The following is a 26,858-nucleotide window of genomic DNA, read 5'->3' as shown; positions in this document are numbered from 1 at the left end:
GCCGTCGACCAGGCCTGATGCGGCGGTTCCGCACCCCTTGCGGAACCGCCCCCCCTTCCTCTTCCACCGCGCCGGACAACCCGCTTCGATTAAGGGTGAATTGCCGCGCGCTTCCCATTAGACTTTGGCGCCTCCTTTCAGCGAGAGCAGGGTTCGATGCCCACGTCTTTTCCAGAAGATTCCGTCGGACTGGTCACTCCACAGTCGATCCGTTTCAGCGAACCGCTGGCACTGGCCTGCGGACGCAGCCTGGCCGAGTACGAACTGGTCTACGAAACCTACGGTGAACTCAACGCCACACACAGCAATGCGGTGCTGATCTGCCACGCACTGTCCGGCCATCACCATGCCGCCGGTTACCACAGCCCCGACGATCGCAAACCGGGCTGGTGGGATAGCTGCATCGGCCCAGGCAAGCCCATCGACACGCGCAAGTTCTTCGTTGTCAGCCTGAACAACCTGGGCGGCTGCAACGGCTCGACCGGCCCGTCAAGCACCAACCCCGCCACCGGCAAGCCGTATGGCGCCGACTTCCCGGTTGTTACCGTGGAAGACTGGGTGCACAGCCAGGCCCGTCTGGCCGATGCCCTCGGCATCCAGCAATGGGCGGCAGTGGTTGGCGGCAGCCTCGGCGGCATGCAAGCGTTGCAATGGACCATCAGCTACCCGGAGCGCGTCCGGCACTGCCTGGCCATTGCCTCGGCGCCCAAGCTGTCGGCACAGAACATCGCCTTCAACGAAGTGGCGCGGCAGGCGATCTTGTCCGACCCGGATTTCCATGGCGGGCATTTCCAGGAGAAAGGCGTGATCCCCAAGCGTGGCCTGATGCTGGCGCGCATGGTCGGACACATCACCTACCTGTCCGACGATGCCATGGGCGAGAAATTCGGCCGCGGGCTGAAGAGCGACAAGCTCAACTACGACTTCCACAGTGTGGAATTCCAGGTGGAAAGCTACCTGCGCTACCAAGGCGAGGAGTTTTCCGGGCGCTTCGACGCCAATACCTACCTGCTGATGACCAAGGCCCTCGACTACTTCGATCCGGCCGCCGCCCACGACGGCGACTTGGCCAAAACGCTGAGCGCGGCCAAGGCCGATTTCTGCGTGATGTCCTTCACCACCGACTGGCGCTTCTCCCCGCAGCGCTCGCGGGAAATCGTCGACGCCCTGCTCGCCGCGCGGAAGAACGTCTGCTACCTGGAAATCGACGCCCCGCAGGGCCACGACGCCTTCCTCATGCCGATCCCACGCTACCTGCAGGCGTTCGGCGGCTACATGAACCGGATTCTGGTGTAACCCTATGCGAGCCGACCTGGACATCATCCAAGACTGGATTCCCACCGGCAGCCGGGTGCTCGACCTCGGCTGCGGCAAGGGCGAACTGCTGGCCTGGCTGCGCGATCACAAGCAGGTCAGCGGCTATGGCCTGGAGATCGACGCGGACAACATCGCCGAGTGCATCGCCAAGGGCGTGAACGTCATCGAACAGAATCTGGACGAAGGCCTGGGCAACTTCGCCGACAACAGCTTTGACGTGGTGGTGATGACCCAATCGCTGCAAGCCCTGCGCTACCCGGACAAGGTGCTGGCGGAAATGCTCCGCGTCGGTCGCCAGTGCATCATCACCTTCCCCAACTTCGGCCACTGGCGCTGCCGCTGGTACTTGGCGAGCAAGGGCCGGATGCCGGTATCCGAATTCCTGCCGTATACCTGGTACAACACGCCCAACATCCACTTCTGCACCTTCGAGGACTTCGAGCGGCTGTGCCGGGAAATGCGCGTCAAGGTACTCGACCATCTCGCGGTGGACCGCGAACACCGGCATAACTGGGCCAGCCGGCTATGGCCTAATCTATTAGGTGAGATCGGCATCTACCGCGTCAGCGGCCCTGCCGCGTCGGATCTGCAGATGGCCATCTGAGCCGCCGGCCGCCTCAAGGAGAACTCCCATGCGTCGCATCGCCCTCTTGCTCCTCGCCCTCTGCTTCGCCGTGCCGGCCTTTGCCGAACGCAAGCAGAGCTTCGGTGACCTGGACGTCCATTACAGTGCCTTCAACTCCAGCTTCCTCCAGCCCGATATCGCCGCTGCTGCCGGCCTGACCCGCAGCAAGAGCCAGGGCGTACTAAACGTTGCCGTGCTCAAGGCCGGCAAGGCCAGCGCCGCCCAGGTCAGCGGCCAGGTGAAGAACCTGCTCGGCCAGGTCACGCCACTGAGCTTCAAGCAAGTCGCCGAAGGCGAGGCCATCTACTACCTCGCGCAATTCCCGCTCGGCTCCCGCGAAATGCTCAGCTTTACGCTAAACGTGCAGAGCGCCGGTGGGCAGCCGCACACGTTCAGCTTCAATCAGGAAGTGTTTCCAGACGAATGATGCCCTTCAAGGAACTGGTGCTGGCCAGTCATAACGCCGGCAAACTCAAGGAGCTGCAGGCCATGCTCGGCGATGCCGTGCGCGTGCGCTCCGTTGGTGAATTCAGCGACGTGGAGCCAGAAGAAACCGGCCTCTCCTTCGTCGAGAACGCCATCCTCAAGGCCCGCCACGCGGCCAGGATTTCCGGCCTGCCCGCGCTGGCCGACGACTCCGGCCTGGCGGTGGACGCCCTCGGCGGCGCGCCGGGCATCTACTCGGCACGCTATGCCGACGGAGCCGGCGATGCAGCGAACAACGCCAAGCTGCTGGAAGCGCTGAGAGATATCCCGGATGCCGAGCGCGGCGCCCAGTTCGTCTGCGCCCTGGCGCTGCTCCGGCACGCCGAGGACCCGCTTCCGATCCTCTGCGAAGGGCTCTGGCATGGATCCATCCTGCACGAAGCGCGCGGCAGCAACGGCTTCGGCTACGACCCGCTGTTCTGGGTCCCCGAACGCAATTGCTCCAGCGCCGAGCTGGATTCCGGCACGAAGAACCAGCTGAGCCACCGCGCCCGCGCCATGGCGCAGTTGCGCCAGCGGTTGGGGTTATGACCCCAGCGGCAGACGGCAAGCCTCAAGCCGCAAAGGAAAGCAACTCCGAGCGCTTGCAGCTTGCGGCTTGCGGCTTTGAACTGCCGCCTCTGGCGTTGTACGTGCATATTCCCTGGTGCGTGCGGAAGTGTCCCTATTGCGACTTCAATTCCCACGCCGCCGGCCCCGAGTTGCCGGAAGAGGCCTATGTCGATGCCCTGCTCGCCGACCTCGATGCCGATCTGTCGCATGTTCACGGCCGTCGGCTGACCTCGATCTTCTTCGGCGGCGGCACACCCAGCCTGTTTTCCGCGAAAGCGCTGGGCCGATTGCTGGCAGGCGTCGAGCGGCGGGTGGCCTTCGAAAACAATATCGAAATTACCCTGGAGGCCAACCCGGGCACCTTCGAGCAGGCCAAGTTCCGCGACTACCGGGCGTTGGGTATCAACCGGTTGTCCATTGGCATCCAGAGCTTCCAGGAAGACAAGCTGAAAGCGCTCGGCCGCATCCATGACGGCGGCGAAGCGATCCGCGCGGCGGACATGGCGCGCCAGGCCGGCTTCGACAACTTCAACCTGGATCTCATGCACGGCCTGCCCGGCCAGAGCCTGGACGAAGCCCTGGCCGACCTGCGCCAGGCCATCGCCTTGGCGCCCACCCACCTGTCCTGGTACCAGTTGACCCTGGAGCCGAATACCCTGTTCTGGAGCCAGCCGCCCCAATTGCCCGAGGACGACATCCTCTGGGACATCCAGGAAGCCGGGCAGGCGCTGCTGACCGCCGAGGGCTACGCCCAGTACGAAGTCTCCGCCTATGCCTGGGACGGCCGGCGCGCCCGGCACAACCTGAACTACTGGACCTTCGGCGACTTCCTCGGCATCGGCGCTGGCGCCCATGCCAAGCTGAGCGACCCACACGGCCGCATCCAGCGCACCTGGAAAACCCGGCTGCCGAAGGACTACCTCAACCCGGAGAAACCGTTCCAGGCCGGCGAACGCCTGCTCGAACGCGACGAATTGCCGTTCGAATTCCTGATGAACGTCCTGCGCCTCACCGAGGGCGTTCCCGCAGCGCTCTTCACCCAGCGCACCGGTCTGCCGCTGGCCGAACTGGACAAGGCCCGCCGCGATGCCGAGGCCCGCGGTCTGCTCCAGACTGATCCTTCACGGCTGACCGCTACCCGCGACGGCCAACTGTTCCTCAACGATCTCCTTCAACTCTTTCTGCCCTGACCGCCTAAGGACGCCGCATGGATCTGCTACTGGACCTGATCGCCACCCTGTCGCGCTGGAGCCGCGGCCATCTTCACGACATTTCCCTGGCCATCCTCGCCACCCTGATGGTGCTGTTCGGCCCCGGCCTGAACGCCTGGATGCAGCAGCGCATCGGCAGCCTCAACTTCATTTTCCGCACCTTGATCTTCGTGCTGTTCTGCGCGCTGGCCTACGGCATGCTGCTGATCTTCCTCACCCCCTGGCTGGCCAAGGGGTTGGGCTACTTCAATAACTACACCCTGGCGCCGGTCCTGCTACTAGTCTTCTTCCTGATCGGTGTGATCGCCGATCGCAGCTGACTCCCATCCGGCCGCCAATACCGGCGCACACGGCTTCGGGTCAGCCCTCGCGGAGGAAATGCGCCATGAAGCCGATCAAGCACCTGTACCTGTATTTCCACGATGGGCAGCGACTGGCCCTGCGCTTTCCCGGCACCGCCAGCGACCCGGTGGAAATCGCCCGCGGCCTGAGCCGGCAACTGGAGTCGCCATTTCTCAGCATCGCCGTGGACGGCGATCTGATGCTGATTCCCAGGGAAAGCATCAAATACCTGCAGATCAGCCCGGCGCCACCTGTGTTGCCGGACGCGACCATTCTCGGCGCTCAGTTGATTGTCTGACGGCTCCACCAGGGAATCGGCGCGCCGCGGCTGGCGCCGAACAGGCATAATGCGCCTGTCCATCGGGCCAGATTTCCATGAGTAGAGCCTTGACCCATTCGCAGCGCCCACGCTGGCGCAGCCTCGCCCTGCTGACCCTGTTGCTGGCGCCGCTGCTCTGGCCGCTGCAGCACCTCGCCGAGCGTTATTACAGCGACGAACTGATCCAGCAGAACAGCCAGACCCTGGACCTCTATGTCGCCAACCTGCTCGGCACCCTACGCCGCTACGAAGTGCTGCCGCAGATTCTCGGCGACCTCCCCGCCCTACGCAGCGCCCTGCTCCAGCCAGACGACCCGGCCACGCTGAACGCCGCGAACCGTCTGCTCAAGCGCGTGCGCGGCCAGACCGGTGCCGACGTCATTTATCTGATGGACAACCGCGGCAAGACCTTGGGCGCGTCGAACTGGGACCACGAGGACAGCTTCGTCGGCCGCAACTTCGCCTTCCGCCCCTATTTCCGCGAGGCCATCGCCGGGCGCCTCGGGCGCTTCTTCGGCCTCGGCACCACCTCGGGCAAGCGCGGCTACTACTTCGCGGCGGCAGTCCGCGACGGCGAGCAGGTGCTCGGCGCCCTGGTGGTCAAGGTCGACCTCGACCATACCGAAAACCTCTGGGGCCATACCCCCGAACAACTGCTGGTGACCGATGCCAATGGCGTGGTGATCCTCACTTCGCGCCCGGAATGGCGGTTCCGCGCCACCCGCCCGCTGGATGAGCGCGAGCGTAACGAAGTGGCCGCCAACCAGCCCTATCCGACCCTGGCACCCAAGGCTCTGGACCTGGACGACAAGGGCTGGCTGATCCAGAGCCGAGAGCTGGAGGAAACCGGCTGGACGGTCAGCATCCTCGCCCCCACCAGCCTGATCGAGCGACCGGTGCGCAACGTGGTCGCCATCGGCGGAGCGACGCTGCTGGTGCTGGTCCTGCTGGTCGGCCTGCTGATGCAGCGCCGCCGCCACTATCTGGAACGCATCGCCCTCGACACCCGTGCCCGCCGCGAGCTGGAAATCCGCGTGCTCGAACGCACCCGCGACCTGGAAGCGCTGAACAGTCGCCTCAAACAGGAGGTGCTGGAACGCGAGCAGGCGCAGCAGGAACTGGTACGCGCTCAGGACGAACTGGTCCAGGCCGGCAAGCTCTCCGCCCTCGGCACCATGTCGGCGAGTATCAGCCACGAACTCAACCAGCCGCTGGCGGCGATTCGCAGCTATGCCGAAAACGCCGGCGTGCTGCTCGATCACGGGCGCACCGACGACGCCCGCGGCAACCTGCGCCTGATCAGCGAACTGACCGAACGCATGGCCTCGATCATCGCCCACCTGCGCGCCTTCGCCCGCCGCGACCGCCACGCCCCGGAAAGCATCGCCCTGCAACCGGCGCTGGAGGATGCCCTGGCGCTCCTGGCCAAGCGCCGTCGGGCCCTGGATGTCGAGCTGATCCGCGACATCCCGGACGCCACGCTCTGGGTCCAGGCTGGGGAAACCCGCTTGCGCCAGGTGCTCGGCAATCTCCTCGCCAACGCCCTCGACGCCCTTGCCGAAAAGGCCCCGCCACGGCGCATATGGCTCAGCGTCGAGCAGAACGACGACGGCATCGCCCTGCAATTGCGCGACAACGGTCCCGGCTTCTCCACCGAAGCCTTGCAACGCGCCCGCGAGCCTTTCTTCACCACCAAGACCAGCGCCCAGGGCCTTGGCCTCGGCCTGGCCATTTGCGATAGCCTGATGCGCGCCATCGGCGGCGAGCTGCTGCTCGGCAACCACCCCGACGGCGGCGCCCTGCTGACCCTGCGCCTGCGTGCCGGCGTACCCGGCGTCAATCTCCAGCCCTCCGAGGATCTTTCTGCATGAGTACGGACATCGCCCTCGACAGCCGCACCCAGGTCTTGCTGATCGACGACGACCCGCACCTGCGCCAGGCCTTGAGCCAGACCCTCGACCTGGCCGGCCTCAAAGTCGTGACCCTGGCAGACGCCCAGGGCGTTGCCGAGCGCATCCCCAGCGGCTGGCCGGGCGTGGTGGTCAGCGATATCCGCATGCCCGGCATCGACGGGCTGCAACTGCTCGAACATCTGCATCGCCAGGACCCCGAACTGCCGGTGCTGCTGATCACCGGTCATGGCGACGTGCCGCTGGCGGTACAGGCCATGCGCGCCGGTGCCTACGACTTCCTGGAAAAGCCCTTCGCCAGCGAGCACCTGCTCGACAGCGTGCGCCGCGCCCTCGACCGGCGCCGGCTGGTGCTGGACAACCGCAGCCTGCGCCTGGCCCTCTCCGACCGGCAGGAACTCTCCGCCCGCCTGGTCGGTCAGTCGCCGGCAATGCAGCAGCTCCGCCAGCAGATCGGCGCACTCGCCGGCACCAGCGCCGACGTGCTGATCCTCGGCGAGACCGGAGCCGGCAAGGAAGTCGTGGCGCGCGCCCTGCATGATCTCTCCAGCCGCCGCGACGGCCCCTTCGTTGCCATCAACGCCGGGGCGCTGGCCGAATCGGTGGTGGAAAGCGAACTCTTCGGCCATGAGCCTGGCGCCTTCACCGGTGCGCAGAAGCGGCGCATCGGCAAGTTCGAATTCGCCAACGGCGGAACGCTGTTTCTTGACGAAATCGAGAGCATGAGCCTGGACGTCCAGGTCAAACTCCTGCGCCTATTGCAGGAGCGTGTAGTCGAGCGCCTCGGTGGCAACCAGCTGATTCCCCTGGATATCCGCATCGTCGCGGCAACCAAGGAGGACCTGCGCCAGGCGGCGGACCAGGGACGCTTCCGTGCCGACCTGTACTACCGGCTCAACGTCGCGCCGCTGCGCATCCCGCCGCTGCGCGAACGCGGCGAGGATGCCCTGCTGCTGTTCCAGCATTTCGCCGAAGCCGCACGGGCGCGCCACGGCCTGCCGCTCCGGGAACTGCAGCCGGCACAGCGGGCCCTGCTCCTGCGGCATGCCTGGCCCGGCAACGTGCGCGAACTGCAGAACGCCGCCGAACGCTTCGCCCTCGGCCTGGAACTGGCGCTGGATAATCACGCGCCGAGCCTGCCGGCGGTGAGCGGCGGGCTCAGCGAACAGGTGGAGGCGTTCGAGCGTGCGCTGATCGCCGCCGAGCTGGCCCGGCCGCACGGTTCGCTGCGCAGCCTCGCCGAAGCCTTGGGCATTCCGCGCAAGACCCTGCACGACAAACTGCGCAAGCACGGCCTGCATTTCGACGCTGGCGGAAGCTCGCCAGAAGAATTCGACTAGCTGGCGGCTTTCCGCCATCACCTTCCTGCCATTCTCCTCCGAAGCCCCGTGAACCGGGGCTTTCGACCCTCTCCGGCGACTGGCATGCGGCTTGCTCTATTGCAGGGCCAAGCGAGCAAACAAGCACAAGTCGAAGCTGCCGCCTATCTTTCGCGTAACGCACTGCGTAGCGCCGCCTAGACTTGACCCTGTTCGATCGCTGTTGACGACGCGTCCTACCGGGCTGTGTCAGACAATCACAACAAAAGGAAGCACTCGCATGTTCAAAACGACTGCCAAGGCGCTCGTATGCGCCCTGTCACTGGGCATCGCCGGCCTGGCCCAGGCTGCCGATCCGATCGTCATCAAGTTCTCCCACGTGGTCGCCGAGCACACCCCGAAAGGCCAGGGTGCCCTGCTGTTCAAGCAGCTCGCCGAAGAGCGTCTGGCCGGCAAGGTGAAAGTCGAGGTCTACCCGAACTCCCAGTTGTTCGGCGACGGCAAGGAAATGGAAGCGCTGCTGCTCGGCGACGTGCAGATCATCGCCCCGTCCCTGGCCAAGTTCGAGCAGTACACCAAGAAACTGCAGATTTTCGACCTGCCCTTCCTGTTCGATAACATCCAGGCGGTCGACCGCTTCCAGAACAGCCCCGAAGGCAAGTCCCTGCTGACCTCCATGGAAGACAAGGGCATCACCGGCCTGGCCTACTGGCACAACGGCATGAAGCAACTGTCCGCCAACAAGGCCCTGCGCGAGCCGAAAGATGCCCGCGGCCTGAAGTTCCGCGTACAGGCGTCCAAGGTGCTGGAAGAGCAGTTCAAGGCCGTCCGCGCCAACCCGCGCAAGATGAGCTTCGCCGAGGTGTACCAGGGCCTGCAGACCGGCGTGGTCAACGGCGCCGAGAACCCCTGGTCGAATATTTACTCGCAGAAGATGCACGAAGTGCAGAAGTTCATCACCGAGTCCGACCACGGCGTACTGGACTACATGCTGATCACCAACACCAAGTTCTGGGACGGTCTGCCGGCTGACGTGCGCAGCGAACTGGAGAAGATCGTCGCGGAAGTGACCGTCGAGGTGAACAAGCAGGCCGAAGCCCTCAACCAGGGCGACAAGCAGCGCATCATCGACGCCAAGACCAGCGAAATCATCCAGCTCACTCCGGAGCAGCGCGGCATGTGGCGCGACGCCATGAAGCCGGTGTGGAAAGAGTTCGAAGGCGAGATCGGCGCCGACCTGATCAAGGCCGCGGAAGCCGCCAACAAGCAATAAGCCAGAGGGGGCCGGCCGCGCCAGCGGCCCGGCCACCCGCGCTGCCCCGGACGGTAGCGTGACCGGCCGGCCAGTGTGCCGGGGACAGGGCGGGATTCACCCGCCCCGTCTTACACCTGCTCAACCCCGCCCTTCGGGAGATGCTGCCCCATGAGTACCCTGCTGCGTATCTGGGCGCGCTTCGAGGAAGGCTTCATTGCCTTTCTGCTGGCCGCCATGACGCTCGTGACTTTCGTCTACGTGGTGCTGAACAACCTCTACACCCTGTTCTACAACATCGCCGACCTCTGGGAGGGCGGCAGCGAATTCTTCTCGGCCATCGGCGACGCCACTCTCGACCTGGCCCAGGGCATGACTTGGAGCAATGCCCTGACCAAGGCGCTGTTCGCCTGGCTGTTGTTCTTCGGCATCGCCTACGGCGTGCGTACCGCCGGCCACCTCGGCGTGGACATCCTGGTCAAGCTGACCCCACGACCCGTGCAGCGCCTGCTCGGCATCGCCGCTTGCCTGGCCTGCCTGATCTACGCGGCGCTCATCACCGTCGGCAGCTACGACTGGGTACGCGTCCTGTACACCGCCGGCATCGGTGCCGAAGACCTCGACCATTTCGGCATCAAGCAGTGGCACATCGGCCTGATCGTGCCCTTCGGCTTCACCATGATCCTGCTGCGCTTCGCCGAAATCTTCGTCCGCATCCTGCAGAACCGCCAGACCGGCCTCGGCCTGGCCGATGAGGCCCACGACGTGCTCAAACTTACCGAACACGAGGAGCAGAAGTAATGACCATCCTGTTCCTCTTCCTGCTGCTGTTCCTGCTGATGTTCATCGGCGTACCGATCGCCGTATCCCTCGGCCTGTCCGGCGCGCTGACCATCCTGTTCTTCAGCCCCGACTCGGTACGCTCGCTGGCGATCAAGCTGTTCGAGACCTCCGAGCACTACACCCTGCTGGCGATCCCGTTCTTCCTGCTCTCCGGCGCCTTCATGACCACCGGTGGCGTGGCCCGCCGGCTGATCGACTTCGCCAACGCCTGCGTCGGCCACATCCGTGGCGGCCTGGCGATCGCCGCGGTACTCGCCTGCATGCTGTTCGCCGCGCTATCCGGCTCCTCGCCGGCCACCGTCGCCGCGGTGGGCTCCATCGCCATCGCCGGCATGGTCCGCTCCGGCTATCCGCAGGCGTTCGGCGCCGGCATCGTGTGTAACGCCGGGACCCTGGGCATCCTCATCCCGCCGTCGATCGTCATGGTGGTCTATGCCGCCGCCACCGAAACCTCGGTGGGCAAGCTGTTCATGGCCGGCGTGGTGCCGGGCCTGCTGCTGGGCCTGATCCTGATGGTGGCGATCTACATCGTCGCCCGGGTGAAGAAACTGCCGGCCATGCCGCGCGCCTCCCTGCGCGAATGGCTGAGTTCCGCGCGCCGTGCCATCTGGGGTCTGCTGCTGATGGTGATCATCCTCGGCGGTATCTACTCGGGCATGTTCACCCCCACCGAAGCCGCGGCCGTAGCGGCGGTCTACGCCGGCTTCGTCGCGCTCTTCGTGTACAAGGACATGCGTATCAGCGAGTGCCCGAAGGTGCTGCTGGAGTCCGGCAAGCTGACCATCATGCTGATGTTCATCATCGCCAACGCCATGCTCTTCGCCCACGTGCTGACCACCGAGCAGATTCCCCAGACCATCGCCGCCTGGGTCACCAGCCTCGGCCTGTCGCCGTGGATGTTCCTGCTGATCGTCAACATCGTGCTGCTGATCGCGGGCAACTTCATGGAGCCCTCGGCAATCATCCTGATCCTCGCGCCGATATTCTTCCCCATCGCCATGGAGCTGGGCATCGACCCGATCCACCTCGGCGTGATCATGGTGGTGAACATGGAGATCGGCCTGATCACCCCGCCAGTGGGCCTGAACCTGTTCGTCACCTCGGCGGTCACCGGCATGCCGCTGTCGGCCACCATTCGCGCCGCGTTGCCGTGGCTGATGCTGCTGATCAGCTTCCTGATGATCGTCACCTACATCCCGGCCGTGTCCATGGCCCTGCCGAACTGGCTGGGAATGAACTGATCCGAATCGTTGTGTGTTGCACTTCTGCCCGGCCTCGCGCCGGGCTTTTTTTGCCCGCGAGAATCGTCGCAGCTAGCTCTCCCGGAGAAACCGCTCCAAGTCGATCGGCTCGCCGGAATGGACGTCCAGTTGCCGGCGCAGGTCGGCGAAGAGGCGGTCGTAGTCCTTGTGCGCGCCGAACAGCATGGCCTGTCCCGGCAGCGGGATGCCCCGCCGACGCAGGCAGTCCGCCGCCACGTGGAGGAAGTTGTAGGCGACGTCGCGGTGCAGCTCGAAGCTGTCGTGTACCGGACGGCCGCCCACCTCGCCATCCAGATCGAAATGAACGTAGGTGCCGTTGTCGCGCCGGCTCACGGCATAGTCCAGGTTCAGCCGGTAACCCGGCTGACGCCCAATGGCGACGCGCTCGATTTCCACATGGCCCGGTTTGAACATCGCCAGCCCGCCTCAGTTACAACCTGATGTCAGCGAAAGATCGCTTTTTGGCAATCGCATTAATTATTGAGAATGCAAAAAACCTGAATAAAAACTGAAACTTCGAGAGTCCGCCAAACTCAACTTGGCGCTTGTGAGAAGTTCTCGAACCACACAAGAAAAATAACGGCTCAACGCCATGAACCCCTTGGTCCATGGGGCCTCCAGCTATCTCCAAAAACTCATAACTCCGCCAATTTTCCAGGACACCAGAATATTCCGCCCCCATAACCTGACCATTGATTCAAGTCAGAACTTCTACTTATTCGGCTGCGCTTAATAACGAGGAATCGTTCATTGACAGGAGGTCTGTCATGTCGCAAGCCACTCAAAAACTGAAGCTGGGAGCGCTGATCGCGCTGGTGGTCGGCTCGATGATCGGTGGCGGGATCTTTTCCCTGCCGCAGAACATGGCGGCTAGCGCCGGTGCGGGCGCGGTACTGATCGGCTGGGCCATCACCGCGGTGGGGATGCTGACCCTGGCCTTCGTCTTCCAGACCCTGGCCAACCGCAAGCCGGAACTGGACGCGGGCGTCTACGCCTACGCCAAAGCCGGTTTCGGCGACTACATGGGCTTCTCCTCGGCCTGGGGTTACTGGATCAGCGCCTGGATCGGCAACGTCAGCTACTTCGTCCTGCTATTCAGCACCCTCGGCTACTTCGTTCCGGCCTTCGGCGAAGGCAATACGGTCGCCGCCATCGTCTGCGCCTCGCTGGTATTGTGGGGCGTGCATTTCCTGGTTCTGCGCGGCATCAAGGAGGCGGCGTTCATCAACCTGGTCACCACGGTGGCGAAGATCGTGCCGCTGGTGCTGTTCATCGTCATCGCCGCCATCGCCTTCCGCCTGGATGTGTTCACGGCGGACTTCTGGGGCAGCGGCAACGTCGAACTGGGCAGCGTGATGGACCAGGTGCGCAACATGATGCTGGTCACCGTCTGGGTGTTCATCGGCATCGAGGGCGCCAGCGTGTTCTCCGCCCGCGCCGAGAAGCGCACCGACGTCGGCAAGGCCACGGTCATCGGCTTCGCCGGGGTGCTCCTGCTGCTGGTGCTGGTCAACGTGCTGTCCATGGGCATCATGAGCCAGCCGGAGCTGGCCGGGCTGAAGAACCCGTCCATGGCCGGCGTGCTGGAACATGTGGTCGGCCGCTGGGGTGCGATCTTCATCGCCATCGGCCTGGTAGTCTCGCTGGCCGGGGCACTGCTGTCCTGGACCCTGCTGTGCGCCGAGATCCTCTTCGCCGGCGCCCGCGACCACACCATGCCGAACTTCCTGAAGAAGGAAAACGCCCGGCATGTCCCGGTGAACGCGCTGTGGCTCTCCAACGGCCTGATCCAGTTGTTCCTGATCCTCACGCTGTTCAATGAATCCACCTACCTGAGCCTGCTGTACCTGGCCACCTCGATGATCCTGGTGCCGTACTTCTGGTCCGCCGCCTACGCCGTGCTGCTGAGCTGGCGCGGCGAGACCTACGAGAACGCGCCCGTCGAACGCAACAAGGACCTGGCGATCGCCCTGATCGCCCTGCTCTATAGCGTCTGGCTGGTCTATGCCGGCGGCGTGCAGTACCTGCTGCTCTCGGCATTGCTCTATGCCCCCGGCGCGCTGTTCTTCGCCAAGGCCAAGCGCGAACTCGGCCAGCCGGTGTTCACCCCGATCGAGAAGCTGATCTTCGCCGCCGTGGTGATCGGCGCGCTGATCGCCGCCTACGGCCTGTACGACGGCTTCCTCAGTCTTTGACCCACCCGGGCCCGCCTGCGTCATCCGCAGCGCCGGGCCCCTTCCCCGCGCCGTCGGCGCCACGAGCCCCGACCGGCGGCAGACATGCGAAGGAGATCCACCATGTCCACTGAATCCCTCAAACTCGGCGTCCATTCGGAAGTCGGCAAGCTACGCAAGGTGATGGTCTGCTCGCCCGGCCTGGCCCACCTGCGACTGACCCCGAGCAACTGCGACGAGCTGCTGTTCGACGATGTGATCTGGGTGAACCAGGCCAAGCGCGACCATTTCGACTTCGTCACCAAGATGCGCGAACGCGGCGTCGAGGTGGTGGAAATGCACAACCTGCTCACCGAGACGGTGAAGAATCCCGAGGCCCTGAAATGGATTCTCGACCGCAAGATCACACCGAACCAGGTCGGTCTCGGCCTGGTCAATGAGACCCGCGCCTGGCTGGAAGAGCTGGAGCCGCGCAAGCTGGCCGAATTTCTCATCGGCGGCGTCTCCGGGGCCGATCTTCCGGAGAGCCACGGCGGCGAGATCGTCAAGATGTTCCGCGACTACCTGGGGCACTCCAGTTTCGTGCTGCCGCCGCTGCCGAACACCCAGTTCACCCGCGACACCACCTGCTGGATCTACGGCGGGGTGACACTGAACCCGATGTACTGGCCGGCGCGCCGCCAGGAAACCCTGCTGGCCAGCGCCATCTACAAATTCCATCCGGACTTCGCCAACGCCGACTTCCAGGTCTGGTACGGGGACCCGGACGTCGACCACGGCATGGCCACTCTCGAAGGCGGCGACGTGATGCCCATCGGTAACGGCGTGGTACTGATCGGCATGGGCGAACGCACCTCCCGCCAGGCCATCGGCCAACTGGCGCAATCGCTGTTCAAGCACCGCGCGGTGGAGCGGGTGATCGTTGCCGGGCTGCCGAAGTCTCGTGCCGCCATGCACCTGGATACCGTGTTCAGTTTCTGCGACCGCGACCTGGTCACCATCTTCCCCGAGGTGGTGCGAGGCATCGTGCCGTTCAGCCTGCGCCCGGACGAAAGCAAACCGGGCGGTATCGACGTGCGCCGCGAGGAGAAGGGCTTCCTCGAGGTGGTCGCCGAAGCACTCAACCTGCCCGCCTTGCGCGTGGTGCAGACCGGCGGGGACAGCTACGAAGCCGAGCGCGAGCAATGGGACGACGGCAATAACGTGGTGGCCCTGGAGCCCGGCGTGGTGATCGGCTACGACCGCAACACCTACACCAACACTCTGCTGCGCAAGGCCGGGGTGGAGGTGATCACCATCAGCGCCAGCGAACTAGGCCGGGGACGTGGCGGCGGCCATTGCATGACCTGCCCGATCATCCGCGACCCGATCGATTACTGAGAAACCACCCGAACCCGGTGCGGCGGTCCATCCCTCCGCCGCGCCGTCCGCCAGCCACGAGCTGTCCTGACGGATCGACACCTTCCCCACGAGGAGAAAGACCATGGCCTTCAACATCCACAACCGCAGCCTGCTGAGCCTGATGCACCACAGCGAACGCGAGCTGCGCTACCTGCTCGACCTGTCCCGCGACCTCAAGCGCGCCAAGTACACCGGCACCGAGCAGCAGCACCTGAAAGGCAAGAACATCGCGCTGATCTTCGAGAAAACCTCGACCCGTACCCGCTGCGCCTTCGAGGTGGCGGCCTACGACCAGGGCGCCAACGTCACCTACATCGATCCGAATTCCTCGCAGATCGGTCACAAGGAGAGCATGAAGGACACCGCCCGGGTGCTCGGTCGCATGTACGACGCCATCGAATACCGGGGTTTCAAGCAGGAAATCGTCGAGGAACTGGCCAAGTACGCCGGCGTGCCGGTCTACAACGGCCTGACCGACGAGTACCACCCGACCCAGATGATCGCCGACGTGCTCACCATGCGTGAATACAGCGACAAGCCGCTGCACGAGATCAGCTATGCCTACCTGGGCGACGCACGCAACAACATGGGCAACTCCCTGCTGCTGATCGGCGCCAAGCTCGGCATGGACGTACGGATCGCCGCACCCAAGGAGTTGTGGCCGAACGAAGAGCACATCGCCGCCTGCAAGCGCTTCGCCGAAGCTTCCGGCGCCCGCCTCACCCTTACCGAGGACGCACAGGCCGCGGTGAAAGGCGTCGATTTCATCCATACCGACGTCTGGGTCTCCATGGGCGAGCCGGTGGAAGCCTGGGGCGAACGCATCCGCCTGTTGTTGCCCTATCAGGTCAATGCCGCACTGATGAAAGCCTCCGGCAATCCTCGCGTGAAATTCATGCACTGCCTGCCGGCGTTCCACAACGCGGAAACCAAGGTGGGCAAGCAGATCGCCGAGCAATACCCGAATCTGGCCAACGGTATCGAAGTGACCGAGGACGTCTTCGAATCCCCGGCCTGCATCGCCTTCGAGCAGGCGGAAAACCGCATGCACACCATCAAGGCCATTCTGGTTTCCACATTGAGTGAGATTTGAAGAGCGTGAGGAGCGAGGGGTGAGGCGTGGCGACTCACCTCACACCTCTCTCCTCATCTCCAAAGGAGGCCCCATGCGACTAGTCATCGCTCTGGGCGGCAACGCCCTACTCCGTCGTGGCGAGGCCATGACGGCGGAGAATCAACGCGAAAACGTTCGCATCGCCTGCGAACAGATCGCCAAGGTGGCACCGGGCAACGAACTGGTGATCGCCCACGGCAACGGCCCCCAGGTGGGCCTGCTGGCGCTCCAGGGTGCCGCCTACACCGAGGTCGGCGCCTACCCGCTGGATGTGCTCGGCGCCGAAACCGAAGGCATGATCGGTTACATGATCGAACAGGAGCTGGGCAACCTGCTGCCGTTCGAGGTGCCGTTCGCCACCATTCTTACCCAGGTCGAGGTGGACGCCGGCGACCCGGCCTTTCAGAAACCGAGCAAGCCCATCGGCCCGGTCTACGCCAAGGAAGAGGCCGAGCACCTGGCCCGGGAGAAAGGTTGGAGCATCGCGCCAGACGGCGACAAGTTCCGCCGGGTGGTGCCGAGCCCGCGACCGAAGCGGATCTTCGAGATTCGCCCGATCCAGTGGCTGCTAGAGAAAGGCTCGGTGGTGATCTGCGCTGGTGGTGGCGGCATACCCACCATCTACGACGAGAACCGCAAGCTGCACGGTATCGAGGCGGTGATCGACAAGGACCTCTGCTCCGCGCTGCTGGCCGAGCAGTTGGACGCCGACCTGCTGGTGATCGCCACCGACGTCGACGCCGCCTACATCGACTGGGGCAAGCCAACGCAGAAAGCCATCGCCCAGGCTCACCCGGACGAACTGGAACGCCTCGGCTTCGCCGCCGGCTCCATGGGCCCGAAGGTTCAGGCCGCCTGCGAATTCGCCCGCCACACTGGCAAGGTCGCGGTGATCGGCTCGCTGGCCGACATCCAGGCCATCGTCCAGGGCGAAGCCGGTACACGGGTGAACACGGCGCAAACGGGTATCCGATACCGCTGAACCGTAGGGGCGGAGAAATCCGCCCCTATACAAGGGCATGGCATCCTCCCGTGTAGGGGCGAATTCATTCGCCCGACGGAGGCTCATGGTCAGATGGCTCGCACTGCTTTTGTAGGAGCGAGCCCTGCTCGCGAAAGGGCCGCACGAAGGCTTCGCCAGCAGAGCTGGCTCCTACGAAAACGGGCTCGGTGTGGTACTCACCCATGCGCGAATCCGCCCACCGCACGATCTTGCCCCATGGCAAACACCTATCGGGCGTAGGGCCTTTCCGACTCATACCTTGGTCGAAATCGTGACTCGATAGTCATCGAACACGTCAGCATAAGCATCCCTACCTGCGGCCGGGCTTCCATCGCCCGTCGATCACGGGTAAATCACACTCTATCGACAAGTCCAGAGGCCCCCGCGGCCCGCGTCGACCTTCTTGCGTGAGGAGTTTCCGAGTCATGTCTCGTCTACCTGTGATCGTTGGTTTCGGGGGTTATAACGCCGCAGGCCGCAGCTCCTTCCACCATGGATACCGACGCACCGTCATCGACAGCCTGGCCCCACGCGCACGCCAGGAGACCCTGGCCGGCCTCGCGGTAATGATGAAGCTGGTCAAGGCGGTGGATGGCGAATACCGCGACGACTCGGGCACCACGCTGACTCCGGCTGATATCGAAGCCCGCCATGCACAGCGTATCCTCGACTCCACCCTGGTCCGCCGCATCGAGAAGCAGTACCTCGACGTCGATGCTGCCTATTGGCAGAAGAACATCACCGTCGCCGGCGTGGAAGGCGCGCCGCTGACCTTCTGCGTCCCGCTCAAACAGCTCCCCGAGCCGGTCCCGGCCAACTGGTCGGTGGAATCGATCAGCGCCACCGAAGCCCGCGTCACCCTGCATGACAGTTGCGAGTTCAAGGTCGAGAGCTACCGTTCGCTGCCAGTGAAGTCCGCCGGGCAACTGCCCTCCGGCTTCGAGCCCGGCGAGCTGTACAACTCGCGCTTCCACCCGCGCGGCCTGCAACTGACCATCGTCGGCGTCACCGACGCCCTGCGTTCGGTGGGCATCGACTGGAAGACCATCGTCGAGCACGTCGCCCCGGACGAGATCGCCGTGTTCGCCGGCAGCATCATGAGCCAATTGGACGAGAACGGTTTCGGCGGCCTGATGCAATCGCGCCTCAAGGGCGGCCGGGTGACCGCCAAGCAGTTGCCGCTGGGCCTCAACACCATGCCCGCCGACTTCATCAACGCCTACGTACTGGGCAGCGTCGGCACTACCGGCAGCGTCACCGGCGCCTGTGCCACCTTCCTCTACAACTTGCAGAAGGGCGTTGACTGCATCACCTCGGGCCGCGCCCGGGTGGTCATCGTCGGTAATAGCGAAGCCCCCATCACCCTGGAATGCATCGACGGCTACGGCGCCATGGGCGCCCTGGCCACCGAAGAAGGCCTGCGCCTGATCGAAGGCCGCGACGACGTGGACTTCCGCCGCGCCAGCCGGCCGTTCGGCGAGAACTGCGGCTTCACCCTGGCCGAGTCGGCCCAATACGTGGTGCTGATGGACGACGAACTGGCCCTGGAGCTGGGTGCGGATATCCATGGCGCCGTGCCGGATGTGTTCATCAACGCCGACGGCTTCAAGAAATCCATCTCCGCCCCCGGCCCCGGCAACTACCTGACCATGGCCAAGGCCGTGGCCGGCGCCGCCCAACTGGTGGGCATCGATGCCGTGCGCCGGCGCAGCTTCATCCACGCCCACGGCTCCAGTACCCCGGCCAACCGCGTCACCGAATCAGAACTGCTGGACCGCGTCGCCGCCGCCTTCGGCATCGAAAGCTGGCCGGTCACCGCAGTGAAGGCGTTCGTCGGCCACTCCCTGGCTCCAGCCAGCGGCGACCAGTTGATCTCCGCCCTGGGCTCGTTCAAGTACGGCATCGTCCCCGGCATCAAGACCATCGACGGCGTGGCCCATGACGTGCACCAGCAGCACCTGCGCATCGTCACCCAGGACCTGAAGCTGGGCGACAACGCCCTGGACGTCTGCTTCATCAACTCCAAGGGCTTCGGCGGCAACAACGCCAGCGGCTATGTGCTGGCACCCCAGGTGGTCGAACGCATGCTGCGCAAGCGCCACGGCGACGCCGCCTTCGCCGCCTACCGCGAGCGCCGCGAACAGACCCGCGCCAATGCCCTCCGCTACGAGGAGCAGGCGCTCAAGGGCCAATTCGACATCATCTACAACTTCGGCCAGGACCTGATCGACGACCGCGATATCCGTATCAGCGACAGCCGCATCGAAGTACCCGGCTTCGCCCAGCCGCTGGAATACCCGAAGGACGCACGCTTCCTCGACATGCTGGACTGATCGCCCTTCCGCGCGGGCCCGTCCAAGGGCTCGCCGTCCGCGTTTTCTTCCGCGCGCCTGAATTCATAAGCAACGCTTATGGAAAGCACAGCCAAATCGAAATAGCCCCCGCCTGCCCCCTCTCTTTAATCTGATCGCGCTCGAGCACTCCGGCCGAGGCGGCGACCGTCGCCCCGGCCATTCCGATCGGCCCGCTACCGGGGCGGGCCGATGCGTTCAGACACGAGAGGCGATGCCCCATGTCCACGACATTCGAAATGAGCAAACCCGAGCTGATGGCCCAGGCCCATCGGCAAATGCGCGACGCCCTGCCGGAAACCGCCTGGAGCGTCCGGCAGAAACTGGCGCTGACCTGCCGCATCCTGCACGACGCCGGCCACGACTCCGGTCTGGCGGGGCAGATCACCACCCGCGCGGAGAAACCCGGCACCTACTACACCCAGCGACTCGGGCTGGGCTTCGACGAAATCGGCGCGGAAAATCTGCTGCTGGTGGACGAGGACCTGAATGTCCTCGACGGCGACGGCATGCCCAATCCGGCCAACCGCTTCCACAGCTGGGTCTACCGCGCCCGCCCGGACGTGAACTGCATCATCCACACCCACCCGCTGCACGTCTCGGCGCTGTCGATGCTGGAGGTGCCGCTGGCGATCTCGCACATGGACACCAGCCCGCTGTTCGAGGACTGCGCCTTCCTCCCGGAATGGCCGGGCGTGCCGGTGGGTAACGAAGAGGGCCGGATCATCTCCGAAGCCCTCGGCGACAAGCGTGCGGTACTGCTCGCCCACCACGGTCAACTGGTGGCCGGGCGCAGCATCGAGGAAGCCTGCGTACTGGCGGTGCTGATCGAACGCGCCGCACGGCTGCAACTGCTGGCCATGTCCGCCGGTGCCCTCAAGCCCATTCCCGAAGCGCTGGCCCGCGAAGCCCACGACTGGGTCTCCGCGCCCAAGCGCCACCAGGCGGCCTTCGCCTACTACGCCCGCCGGACGCTGAAACAGCACCCGGACTGCCTGGCCTGACCGCCCGAATTCATAAGGAATCCTTTTCATGAAAGAACTGAACCTCAAAGGCATCATTGCCTACCCCGTCACGCCCTTCTCGGCCTGCGGCGAACGCATCGACGGCGACACCCTAGGCCTGCTCATCGACCGCCTGATCGACAGCGGCTGCCACGCCATCGCCCCACTGGGCAGCACCGGCGAGAGCGCCTACCTGAACGACAAGGAATGGGACGAAGTAGCCGAGCGCTCGCTGAGCCAGGTGAATCGCCGGGTCCCGGTGATCGTCGGTATCTCCGACCTGACCACGCAGAACGCCATCCGCCGTGCCCGCTTCGCCCAGGCGCACGGCGCCGACGCGGTGATGGTGCTGCCGGTCTCCTACTGGAAGCTCTCCGAACGCGAGATCTACCGGCACTACAGTCGCATCGCCCAGGCCATCGATATCCCGATCATGCTCTACAACAACCCGGCCACCAGCGGCGTGGACATGGCGCCGGAGCTGATCGCGCGGATCGTGCGGGAAGTGGACAACGTCACCATGGTCAAGGAGAGCACCGGCGACATCCAGCGCATGCACCGCCTGGCGCAGCTCTCCGACCGGCGCATCCCGATGTACAACGGCAGCAACCCGCTGGCCCTGGAAGCCTTCGCCGCCGGCGCAGTGGGCTGGTGCACCGCGGCGCCCAATCTCATTCCGGCCTTGAACCTGCGGCTCTACGAGGCGGCCCTGGCAGGCGACCTTCAGCAAGCCCGAGACCTGTTCTACCGGCAGTTGCCGCTGCTGCAATTCATCCTCAAGGGCGGGCTGCCGACTACCATCAAGGCCGGTCTCACGCTCTGCGGCATCGACGCCGGCGTCCCACGCTTGCCGCTGGAGGCGTTGGACGAGGCTGAAACCGAGCGGCTGGCCGCGATCCTCGATACGCTGCGCTGACAGTCCGACACGCCCCGTTCAGCGGGGCGTGTCTCATCCTTCCAGATCGGCGAGCACGGCGTCGATCAGCTCCAGCATCGGCTTCTGCCGTTGCGCATCGCGGAACACCAAGCCCACCTTGAGCACCACGCGCGGATCGCTCAGCGGTTTCCACAGCAGGCCCTGGCCGGTACGCAACGCCTGCGCACGCCCCGGCAACACAGTGGCCAGGCGGGCCCGGCCGAGGCTGTCGAGAATCCCGTTCATCTGGTTCAGCTCCATCTGTACCTGGGGCTGCCGGCCGATGCGCGCCAATTGTTCCTCCCAGATTTGCCGGGTACGGAATTCTTCGCCCAGGAGCATCATCGGCTGCTCGGCGGCCTGTGCCACCGATACCTTGCGGAAGTCCTTGAGCGGGTGATCCTCGGCCACCACCAGGTTCAGCTCGTCCTCGTAGACCGGCATGCCGTGCAATCCCGCGTGCCGGGGTGGCAGGAAGCTAATGCCGATGTCCAGGCTGCCCGCCAGCAGGCGCCGCTCGATCTCGCCGCCGGACAGTTCGTAGACCTGTACCTTCAGGTAGGGCTGGCGCTCCCGGAGCTTTTCCAGCAGCGGCGGGATCAGCGAGGCGTTCACCGTCTGCAGCACACCGATGGCCAGCACCTTCGGCGGCTGGCCTCGGTAAGCGTGCATGGCGTCGTGCGCGCGGCCCAGCCCGTCCAGCAACGGCACGGCGTGCTGGTAGAGGGTATGCGCGGCGAGGGTCGGCGACAGGCGCTTGTTGTGCCGATGGAACAGCGGCACGTCCAGCTCGCCTTCCAACTGGCGGATCTGCTGCGACAGCGCCGGTTGGGAAATGCACAGGCGCTCTGCCGCGCGCCCGACGTGGGTTTCCTCGTAGAGCGCGACGAAGTATTTGAGTTGGCGGAAATCCAAGTCGGGTCCTTCCGGCGGGCGCTCCGTCAGTCCAGTGCGCGGGCGAGCTGGATCAACTCGGCACGCCACTCGGCGGCGACCGGCAAGGCCAGGAACGAGGGGTTCAGGTAGGTCTCGCGAGCCTCGTAGGTCAGCGGCTCGCCGTGCAGGTCGAGCACCTCGCCGCCAGCACCCTCCAACACGCCCTGGGCGGCCGCGGTGTCCCACTGCGAGGTGGGTGCCAGGCGCGGATAGCAATCGGCTTCGCCTTCGGCCAGCAGGCAGAATTTCAGCGAGCTGCCGACATTGGCCAGTTGCAGGTCGCCGAAACGCTCGCCAAGGCCGGCCAACAGGCGCTCCTGAGCCGGACTGGAATGGCGCCGGCTGGCCACCACGGTGAAGGCTTCCGGCGGCGCGATGCGCACCGAAATCGGCTGCGGCGCGCCACCGGCCCCGGCGCGCCAGGCACCCAGCCCGGCGCCGCCGTAGTAGCAGCGACCGCTGGCAGGAATGCCAACCACGCCGAACAGCACCCGACCTCGTTCGATCAGCGCCACGTTGACGGTGAACTCTTCGGTGCCGGCGATGAATTCCTTGGTGCCGTCCAGCGGGTCCACCAGCCACCAGCGGGTCCAGGCGGCACGCTGCGGCAGCGGGATTTCGGAGTCTTCCTCGGACAGCACCGGGATGTCCGGCGCCAGGGCCTGGAGCCCGGCCACCAGCAGGTCGTGGGCAGCCATGTCGGCCACGGTGACCGGCGAGGCGTCGGCCTTCTCGGTGACGGTCACGCCGCTGCGCCAGTGCGGCAGGATGGCCTGGCCGGCGGCGCGGACCAGCTCGATCACGGCGGGCAGCAGCGCCTGGCTCATAGTTGCAGCTCCCCGCGCTGGGTCAGCAGGTCGCGCGCCAGATAGAGCGCGGCCAGGGCGCGGCCCTCGCTGAACTGCGGGTGCTGCACCAGACTCGACAGTTCACGCAGGTTGACCTTGTCCAGCCGCAACGGCTCCGGCTCGTCGCCGGGCAGGGTTTCCGGGTAGAGGTCACGAGCCAGCACGACCTGGATCTTCTGGCTCATGTAACCGGGGGACAGGGACAGTTCGGTGAGATGCTCCAGTTGCCGCGCGCCGAAACCGGCCTCTTCCTTCAATTCGCGGTTGGCCGCTGCCAGCACGTCTTCGCCCGGCTCGATCAGTCCCTTGGGCAATGACAGTTGGTAATCGTCGGTGCCGGCGCAGTATTCCTCCACCAGCAGCACATGCTCGGCGTCAGCCAGCGCCACGATCATCACCGCGCCATAGCCCACGCCCTTGCCCACCAGCCGCTCGTAGGTGCGTTCGACGCCGTTGGCGAAACGCAACTGAAGCTCTTCGACGCGGAACAGGCGGCTGCTCGCGACGATCTCGCGAGCGAGGACGGTGGGTTTCTGTCGCATGGGCATCTCCTTCTTCTTGCGGGGTATCATACCCCGGCTTTTCCGATTATCCCCGCCGGAGATTGCGTCCAGGCGACGCCTTTCGGGCGAATCGCGACGCGATCCCCAGCGATTCCGTCGCCACAGAAGAAAACTGCATGAACCCATTGAACTGGCGCGACATCGACACCGTCCTGCTCGACATGGACGGCACCCTGCTCGACCTGCATTTCGACAATCATTTCTGGTTGGAACACCTGCCGCAGCGCTACGCCGAGCACCACGGCATCAGCCGGGCCATGGCCGAGCTGGAACTGATGCCACTGTTCGAGGCGCACGCCGGCAAGCTGACCTGGTACTGCCTGGATTTCTGGAGCGCCGAGCTGAAGCTGTCGGTGCGCGATCTCAAGCGCGAGGTGGCACACCTGATCGCCCTGCGTCCGGATGCCGACCGCTTCCTCGCCGCCCTGCGCCAGGCCGGCAAGCGCGTGGTGCTGATCACCAATGCGCACCGCGACTCGCTGTCGCTGAAGCTGGAAAAGGTCGAGCTGGCCCCCTGGTTCGATCGCCTGATCAGCTCCCACGACTACGGCTTCCCCAAGGAGGACCAGCAGTTCTGGTTCGCCCTGCAGCAGGACTTCCCGTTCGACCCGTCGCGCAGCCTGTTCATCGACGACAGCCTGCCGATCCTGCGCAGCGCCCGGCGCTTCGGCGTCGCCCATCTGCTCGCGGTGCGCCAGCCGGACAGCCGCAAGGGGCCCAAGGACACCGAGGAATTCGCCGCCGTCGAGGACTACCGCACGCTGGTGGAGGAACTGGAACGCCCGTAGGTGTGCCCCCTTGCGGCCCGGCACACGAAGCGGGAAGCTCCGCCCATGGACATCAAACAGCTCAAGTTCCTGATCGCCCTGGACGAGACCCGGCATTTCGGCCAGGCCGCGGAGCGCTGCCACATCACCCAGCCGACCCTGTCCATGCGCCTGCGCAATCTGGAAGAGGAACTGGGCGTGCCGTTGGTGCGCCGCGGCCAGCGTTTCGAAGGTTTCACCGAGCCGGGCGAGCGGGTGCTGGCCTGGGCCCGCAGCGTGATGGCCGCCTATGACGGTTTGCAGGCCGAGGCGGCGGCCTGCCGGGGCAATCTGGTCGGCACCCTGCGCCTGGGCGTGGTGCCGCTGTCCAGCTTCGATCCGCTGCCATTGCTGCAACGCCTGCACCGGCGCCATCCGAACCTGCGCTTCGTGCTGGCGGCGCTGACGTCGGAGCAGGTCCTCGAACAACTGGCGAGCAATCGCATAGACCTCGGCGTGTCCTACCTGGACCACCTCGACGCCGAGGTATTCGACTGCCTGCCGTTGATGGATACCGAAATGGGATTGCTCTACGACCAGCGCCACTTCCGTTTCGACGACCTGCCGCTGAGCTGGGAAACCCTGGTGACGCTGCCGCTCGGGCTGCTGTCCAGCGGCATGCATTTCCGCCAGTCCATCGACCATGCCTTCCGCTCGCGCAGCCTGAAACCGAATCCGCTGCTGGAAACCGATGCCGTGCACCAGTTGCTGCAGGCGGTGCACAGCGGTTTCTGCTGCGCCATCATGCCGCTCGGCGACGGCTTGTCCGGGCTCACAGACCACTTGCGCCTGCAGCCCATCGAAAACGCCCACACCCTGGCGCCGCTGGGTTTGATCATGCGCCGCGGCGCCCCTCGCTCGGCACTGGCGGAGGCTTGCTTCGACCTGTGCCGCGAACGGCTCGGCAAGGGCACCGCAGAAGGCTGAGCATCATTCCACCTGGCCGAAGCCCTTCATGACGCCCGCCATGTCGTCGTACTGCGCTTCCGGCATCTTGCGCAGCACGTTCAGTACCTCGTCCTGGGCACCGTTGCGCTCGGCCTGTTCCAGCAGGCGCTGCTTGGTCGCGGGGAAGCCGACGCCTTTCAGGTATTGGGATACGTTTGCCGGGGACGAGCCGCCTAGACCTCTGGTCATGATTTCACCTCCGAGTTATCGAGTGGTCATGCCTGAAACTAGAGGGCGATCGCGACCGCAAGTTCGAGCGCAACGGTGCTTCTCCGGACCAGTGCCACGGGCGGCGCGTCCGGGCTCATCGACCTGATCTATCGCCGTATCGGCGCAACCGATTAGACGTCTGCCCAGCGGAGGCTTAGGCTGCGAGGAAAGAACGAACCGAGCCTTGCCCATGAATGCCCAGCGTCCCGCCCGCCCGCCGCTGGCAGCGGCTGGCGAACAGCCGGCCCACGCCAGTCGCGCCTACCGTTACCAGTCCCTCGACGCCAGCGGCGACACGCCGGTAGAGCTGGCCGAGGAAGTCGCGCTGGCCATCGCCTGCAATGGCATCAGCCAGGCGGTGATGCTGGTTTCCCCCACCGATCTGGAAGATTTCGTCGTCGGCTTCTGCCTCGGCAATGGCCTGGTCGACACCATCGACGATATTTATGACCTGCACCTGAGCGGCCTCGGCGAAGCCCGCCAGGCCCAGGTGCAGATCGCCAACCGCGCCTTCTGGCGTCTCAAGCAGCAGCGCCGTGCCCTGGCCGGCACCAGCGGTTGCGGACTCTGCGGCGTCGAAGCGCTGGACCAGGCACTGCCCAGCCTGCCCAGCCTGCCACTGGCCCCCTTGCCTCCGGTCGAATGGCTCGAGGACCTGCGCTCGCGCATCGAGGCCTTCCAACCCCTCGGCCAGCATTGCGGCGCGGTGCATGCGGCACTGTTCATGGACGACCATGGCGAAATCCGCCTCGGCCGCGAAGACATCGGCCGCCACAATGCCCTGGACAAGCTGATCGGCGCCCTGGCGCGGCAAGGCATCGCCACGGGCGGCGGGCTGGCCATCGTCACCAGTCGCTGCAGCCTGGAACTGATCCACAAGGTCCTGCGCGCCGGCATCCAGACCCTGGTCAGCCTCTCTGCCCCCACCGGCCTCGCCGTGCAGTGGGCGCAGCGGCACAACCTGAACCTGATCCACATGCCCCACCACAGCGCACCACGGGTCTACAGCCCGGCGTAATTTCCTGCCCGAGAACTTCCTGAACCCGCACACCTCCCGCAAGCGAACGATGCCTTAGCGCTCGTCGCATGTGTGAGAGGTGAGAGGTGAGAGGTGAGAGGTGAGAGGTGAGAGGTGAGAGGTGAGAG

General features: G+C 65.1%; 27 protein-coding genes. 22 read left to right on the top strand and 5 right to left on the bottom strand.

Going from position 1 to position 26,858, the window contains the following annotated elements:
• The first annotated feature begins 156 nt into the window (after nucleotides 1–156).
• The 12 genes from BZL41_RS16115 to dctM all read left to right on the top strand — a co-directional run bounded on the left by BZL41_RS16115 (nucleotide 157) and on the right by dctM (nucleotide 11,417).
• Nucleotides 157–1,296, top strand: coding sequence for a homoserine O-acetyltransferase (locus tag BZL41_RS16115; RefSeq protein ID WP_095600247.1), 1,140 nt, complete (start codon nucleotides 157–159; stop codon nucleotides 1,294–1,296).
• 4 nt (nucleotides 1,297–1,300) lie between these two features.
• Entirely contained in the window at nucleotides 1,301–1,921 is a 621-nt protein-coding gene (gene metW / locus BZL41_RS16110) for a methionine biosynthesis protein MetW (protein WP_095600246.1), read from the top strand.
• A 28-nt stretch (nucleotides 1,922–1,949) separates the two neighbouring features.
• Nucleotides 1,950–2,369 (top strand): DUF4426 domain-containing protein, encoded by a 420-nt coding sequence (locus tag BZL41_RS16105; protein ID WP_095600245.1) that lies wholly within the window; start codon nucleotides 1,950–1,952, stop codon nucleotides 2,367–2,369.
• Entirely contained in the window at nucleotides 2,366–2,959 is a 594-nt protein-coding gene (gene rdgB / locus BZL41_RS16100) for an RdgB/HAM1 family non-canonical purine NTP pyrophosphatase (protein WP_095600244.1), read from the top strand. Before BZL41_RS16105 ends, rdgB begins: the two co-directional genes overlap by 4 nt.
• A complete protein-coding gene (gene hemW / locus BZL41_RS16095) occupies nucleotides 2,956–4,170 on the top strand; it encodes a radical SAM family heme chaperone HemW (RefSeq protein WP_095600243.1) in 1,215 nt (404 codons plus the stop codon). The genes rdgB and hemW overlap by 4 nt, the downstream gene beginning before the upstream one ends.
• Nucleotides 4,171–4,187: 17 nt before the next feature.
• On the top strand, nucleotides 4,188–4,511 hold the full coding sequence (locus BZL41_RS16090; protein WP_095600242.1) for a DUF3392 domain-containing protein: 324 nt from the start codon (nucleotides 4,188–4,190) through the stop codon (nucleotides 4,509–4,511).
• Nucleotides 4,512–4,576: 65 nt separating this feature from the next.
• Entirely contained in the window at nucleotides 4,577–4,831 is a 255-nt protein-coding gene (locus BZL41_RS16085) for a hypothetical protein (protein WP_084335815.1), read from the top strand.
• A gap of 77 nt (nucleotides 4,832–4,908) precedes the next feature.
• Nucleotides 4,909–6,723 (top strand): ATP-binding protein, encoded by a 1,815-nt coding sequence (locus BZL41_RS16080; protein WP_095600241.1) that lies wholly within the window; start codon nucleotides 4,909–4,911, stop codon nucleotides 6,721–6,723.
• Nucleotides 6,720–8,102: a sigma-54 dependent transcriptional regulator gene (locus BZL41_RS16075; RefSeq protein ID WP_095600240.1), complete on the top strand. Its 1,383-nt coding sequence runs from the start codon at nucleotides 6,720–6,722 to the stop codon at nucleotides 8,100–8,102. The genes BZL41_RS16080 and BZL41_RS16075 overlap by 4 nt, the downstream gene beginning before the upstream one ends.
• Nucleotides 8,103–8,361: 259 nt before the next feature.
• Nucleotides 8,362–9,354 (top strand): C4-dicarboxylate TRAP substrate-binding protein DctP, encoded by a 993-nt coding sequence (gene dctP, locus BZL41_RS16070; protein ID WP_095600239.1) that lies wholly within the window; start codon nucleotides 8,362–8,364, stop codon nucleotides 9,352–9,354.
• A 150-nt stretch (nucleotides 9,355–9,504) separates the two neighbouring features.
• Nucleotides 9,505–10,134 (top strand): TRAP transporter small permease, encoded by a 630-nt coding sequence (locus BZL41_RS16065; RefSeq protein WP_095600238.1) that lies wholly within the window; start codon nucleotides 9,505–9,507, stop codon nucleotides 10,132–10,134.
• Nucleotides 10,134–11,417: a C4-dicarboxylate TRAP transporter large permease protein DctM gene (gene dctM / locus BZL41_RS16060; RefSeq protein WP_095600237.1), complete on the top strand. Its 1,284-nt coding sequence runs from the start codon at nucleotides 10,134–10,136 to the stop codon at nucleotides 11,415–11,417. Before BZL41_RS16065 ends, dctM begins: the two co-directional genes overlap by 1 nt.
• 72 nt (nucleotides 11,418–11,489) lie before the next feature.
• Here the strand turns inward: dctM and BZL41_RS16055 are convergent, their stop codons facing one another.
• The gene (locus BZL41_RS16055; RefSeq protein ID WP_095600236.1) at nucleotides 11,490–11,852 is read right to left on the bottom strand and encodes a DUF5064 family protein; all 363 of its coding nucleotides are present in this window, start codon (nucleotides 11,850–11,852) and stop codon (nucleotides 11,490–11,492) included.
• A gap of 353 nt (nucleotides 11,853–12,205) precedes the next feature.
• Between BZL41_RS16055 and arcD the strand changes: the two genes are divergently transcribed.
• From arcD to BZL41_RS16015, 7 genes are all read left to right on the top strand, one after another.
• Nucleotides 12,206–13,633 (top strand): arginine-ornithine antiporter, encoded by a 1,428-nt coding sequence (gene arcD / locus BZL41_RS16045; RefSeq protein ID WP_095600234.1) that lies wholly within the window; start codon nucleotides 12,206–12,208, stop codon nucleotides 13,631–13,633.
• Nucleotides 13,634–13,735: 102 nt separating this feature from the next.
• Nucleotides 13,736–14,992, top strand: a complete 1,257-nt coding sequence (arcA, locus tag BZL41_RS16040; protein WP_095600233.1) for an arginine deiminase — start codon at nucleotides 13,736–13,738, stop codon at nucleotides 14,990–14,992.
• 103 nt (nucleotides 14,993–15,095) lie between these two features.
• Nucleotides 15,096–16,106 (top strand): ornithine carbamoyltransferase, encoded by a 1,011-nt coding sequence (locus BZL41_RS16035; RefSeq protein ID WP_095600232.1) that lies wholly within the window; start codon nucleotides 15,096–15,098, stop codon nucleotides 16,104–16,106.
• Nucleotides 16,107–16,179: 73 nt separating this feature from the next.
• Nucleotides 16,180–17,109, top strand: a complete 930-nt coding sequence (arcC, locus tag BZL41_RS16030; protein ID WP_095600231.1) for a carbamate kinase — start codon at nucleotides 16,180–16,182, stop codon at nucleotides 17,107–17,109.
• A gap of 446 nt (nucleotides 17,110–17,555) precedes the next feature.
• The gene (locus tag BZL41_RS16025; RefSeq protein WP_095600230.1) at nucleotides 17,556–19,463 is read left to right on the top strand and encodes a beta-ketoacyl synthase; all 1,908 of its coding nucleotides are present in this window, start codon (nucleotides 17,556–17,558) and stop codon (nucleotides 19,461–19,463) included.
• Nucleotides 19,464–19,702: 239 nt separating this feature from the next.
• Nucleotides 19,703–20,485, top strand: a complete 783-nt coding sequence (locus BZL41_RS16020; protein ID WP_095600229.1) for an aldolase — start codon at nucleotides 19,703–19,705, stop codon at nucleotides 20,483–20,485.
• A 28-nt stretch (nucleotides 20,486–20,513) separates the two neighbouring features.
• Nucleotides 20,514–21,401, top strand: a complete 888-nt coding sequence (locus BZL41_RS16015) for a dihydrodipicolinate synthase family protein (protein ID WP_095600228.1) — start codon at nucleotides 20,514–20,516, stop codon at nucleotides 21,399–21,401.
• A 33-nt stretch (nucleotides 21,402–21,434) separates the two neighbouring features.
• On the opposite strand, the gene BZL41_RS16010 is transcribed toward BZL41_RS16015, so the two are convergent.
• The 3 genes from BZL41_RS16010 to nudE are packed head-to-tail and all read right to left on the bottom strand — an operon-like array spanning nucleotide 21,435 to nucleotide 23,727.
• Nucleotides 21,435–22,316 (bottom strand): LysR substrate-binding domain-containing protein, encoded by an 882-nt coding sequence (locus BZL41_RS16010; protein ID WP_095600227.1) that lies wholly within the window; start codon nucleotides 22,314–22,316, stop codon nucleotides 21,435–21,437.
• Between the two features lie 26 nt (nucleotides 22,317–22,342).
• Nucleotides 22,343–23,164 (bottom strand): 3'(2'),5'-bisphosphate nucleotidase CysQ, encoded by an 822-nt coding sequence (cysQ, locus tag BZL41_RS16005; protein WP_095600226.1) that lies wholly within the window; start codon nucleotides 23,162–23,164, stop codon nucleotides 22,343–22,345.
• Nucleotides 23,161–23,727, bottom strand: coding sequence for an ADP compounds hydrolase NudE (gene nudE, locus BZL41_RS16000; RefSeq protein ID WP_095600225.1), 567 nt, complete (start codon nucleotides 23,725–23,727; stop codon nucleotides 23,161–23,163). Before nudE ends, cysQ begins: the two co-directional genes overlap by 4 nt.
• 137 nt (nucleotides 23,728–23,864) lie before the next feature.
• Here nudE and yrfG point away from each other — a divergent pair, with 137 nt between their 5' ends.
• Complete coding sequence (gene yrfG, locus BZL41_RS15995; RefSeq protein ID WP_095600224.1) at nucleotides 23,865–24,536, top strand: GMP/IMP nucleotidase; 672 nt, start codon at nucleotides 23,865–23,867, stop codon at nucleotides 24,534–24,536.
• Nucleotides 24,537–24,581: 45 nt separating this feature from the next.
• Nucleotides 24,582–25,481: a LysR family transcriptional regulator gene (locus BZL41_RS15990; protein ID WP_095600223.1), complete on the top strand. Its 900-nt coding sequence runs from the start codon at nucleotides 24,582–24,584 to the stop codon at nucleotides 25,479–25,481.
• A gap of 3 nt (nucleotides 25,482–25,484) precedes the next feature.
• Here BZL41_RS15990 and BZL41_RS15985 read toward each other — a convergent pair whose 3' ends face one another.
• Nucleotides 25,485–25,691 (bottom strand): DUF2795 domain-containing protein, encoded by a 207-nt coding sequence (locus BZL41_RS15985; protein ID WP_084335833.1) that lies wholly within the window; start codon nucleotides 25,689–25,691, stop codon nucleotides 25,485–25,487.
• A 211-nt stretch (nucleotides 25,692–25,902) separates the two neighbouring features.
• On the opposite strand from BZL41_RS15985, the gene fdhD reads away from it, so the two are divergent.
• Nucleotides 25,903–26,730: a formate dehydrogenase accessory sulfurtransferase FdhD gene (fdhD, locus tag BZL41_RS15980; protein ID WP_095600222.1), complete on the top strand. Its 828-nt coding sequence runs from the start codon at nucleotides 25,903–25,905 to the stop codon at nucleotides 26,728–26,730.
• Nucleotides 26,731–26,858 lie beyond the last annotated feature (128 nt).

The sequence above is a fragment of the Pseudomonas sp. PIC25 genome (assembly GCF_002286785.1).
Taxonomy (GTDB): Bacteria; Pseudomonadota; Gammaproteobacteria; order Pseudomonadales; family Pseudomonadaceae; genus Pseudomonas_M.
Note: the sequence above shows the minus strand (reverse complement) of the source record. Positions and strands in the feature narration are given on the sequence as shown.

What these genes read in the sequence shown, in the direction of transcription:
- BZL41_RS15990 (WP_095600223.1), top strand. Translation starts at nt 24,582, where the DNA reads ATGGACATCAAACAGCTCAAGTTCCTGATCGCCCTGGACGAGACCCGG.
- BZL41_RS16065 (WP_095600238.1), top strand. Translation starts at nt 9,505, where the DNA reads ATGAGTACCCTGCTGCGTATCTGGGCGCGCTTCGAGGAAGGCTTCATT.
- BZL41_RS16090 (WP_095600242.1), top strand. Translation starts at nt 4,188, where the DNA reads ATGGATCTGCTACTGGACCTGATCGCCACCCTGTCGCGCTGGAGCCGC.
- BZL41_RS16035 (WP_095600232.1), top strand. Translation starts at nt 15,096, where the DNA reads ATGGCCTTCAACATCCACAACCGCAGCCTGCTGAGCCTGATGCACCAC.
- BZL41_RS16085 (WP_084335815.1), top strand. Translation starts at nt 4,577, where the DNA reads ATGAAGCCGATCAAGCACCTGTACCTGTATTTCCACGATGGGCAGCGA.
- hemW (WP_095600243.1), top strand. Translation starts at nt 2,956, where the DNA reads ATGACCCCAGCGGCAGACGGCAAGCCTCAAGCCGCAAAGGAAAGCAAC.
- BZL41_RS16105 (WP_095600245.1), top strand. Translation starts at nt 1,950, where the DNA reads ATGCGTCGCATCGCCCTCTTGCTCCTCGCCCTCTGCTTCGCCGTGCCG.
- metW (WP_095600246.1), top strand. Translation starts at nt 1,301, where the DNA reads ATGCGAGCCGACCTGGACATCATCCAAGACTGGATTCCCACCGGCAGC.
- BZL41_RS16115 (WP_095600247.1), top strand. Translation starts at nt 157, where the DNA reads ATGCCCACGTCTTTTCCAGAAGATTCCGTCGGACTGGTCACTCCACAG.
- yrfG (WP_095600224.1), top strand. Translation starts at nt 23,865, where the DNA reads ATGAACCCATTGAACTGGCGCGACATCGACACCGTCCTGCTCGACATG.
- fdhD (WP_095600222.1), top strand. Translation starts at nt 25,903, where the DNA reads ATGAATGCCCAGCGTCCCGCCCGCCCGCCGCTGGCAGCGGCTGGCGAA.
- dctP (WP_095600239.1), top strand. Translation starts at nt 8,362, where the DNA reads ATGTTCAAAACGACTGCCAAGGCGCTCGTATGCGCCCTGTCACTGGGC.
- BZL41_RS16080 (WP_095600241.1), top strand. Translation starts at nt 4,909, where the DNA reads ATGAGTAGAGCCTTGACCCATTCGCAGCGCCCACGCTGGCGCAGCCTC.
- dctM (WP_095600237.1), top strand. Translation starts at nt 10,134, where the DNA reads ATGACCATCCTGTTCCTCTTCCTGCTGCTGTTCCTGCTGATGTTCATC.
- BZL41_RS15985 (WP_084335833.1), bottom strand. Translation starts at nt 25,691, where the DNA reads ATGACCAGAGGTCTAGGCGGCTCGTCCCCGGCAAACGTATCCCAATAC.
- nudE (WP_095600225.1), bottom strand. Translation starts at nt 23,727, where the DNA reads ATGCGACAGAAACCCACCGTCCTCGCTCGCGAGATCGTCGCGAGCAGC.
- arcC (WP_095600231.1), top strand. Translation starts at nt 16,180, where the DNA reads ATGCGACTAGTCATCGCTCTGGGCGGCAACGCCCTACTCCGTCGTGGC.
- BZL41_RS16055 (WP_095600236.1), bottom strand. Translation starts at nt 11,852, where the DNA reads ATGTTCAAACCGGGCCATGTGGAAATCGAGCGCGTCGCCATTGGGCGT.
- BZL41_RS16020 (WP_095600229.1), top strand. Translation starts at nt 19,703, where the DNA reads ATGTCCACGACATTCGAAATGAGCAAACCCGAGCTGATGGCCCAGGCC.
- cysQ (WP_095600226.1), bottom strand. Translation starts at nt 23,164, where the DNA reads ATGAGCCAGGCGCTGCTGCCCGCCGTGATCGAGCTGGTCCGCGCCGCC.
- rdgB (WP_095600244.1), top strand. Translation starts at nt 2,366, where the DNA reads ATGATGCCCTTCAAGGAACTGGTGCTGGCCAGTCATAACGCCGGCAAA.
- BZL41_RS16025 (WP_095600230.1), top strand. Translation starts at nt 17,556, where the DNA reads ATGTCTCGTCTACCTGTGATCGTTGGTTTCGGGGGTTATAACGCCGCA.
- arcA (WP_095600233.1), top strand. Translation starts at nt 13,736, where the DNA reads ATGTCCACTGAATCCCTCAAACTCGGCGTCCATTCGGAAGTCGGCAAG.
- BZL41_RS16015 (WP_095600228.1), top strand. Translation starts at nt 20,514, where the DNA reads ATGAAAGAACTGAACCTCAAAGGCATCATTGCCTACCCCGTCACGCCC.
- arcD (WP_095600234.1), top strand. Translation starts at nt 12,206, where the DNA reads ATGTCGCAAGCCACTCAAAAACTGAAGCTGGGAGCGCTGATCGCGCTG.
- BZL41_RS16075 (WP_095600240.1), top strand. Translation starts at nt 6,720, where the DNA reads ATGAGTACGGACATCGCCCTCGACAGCCGCACCCAGGTCTTGCTGATC.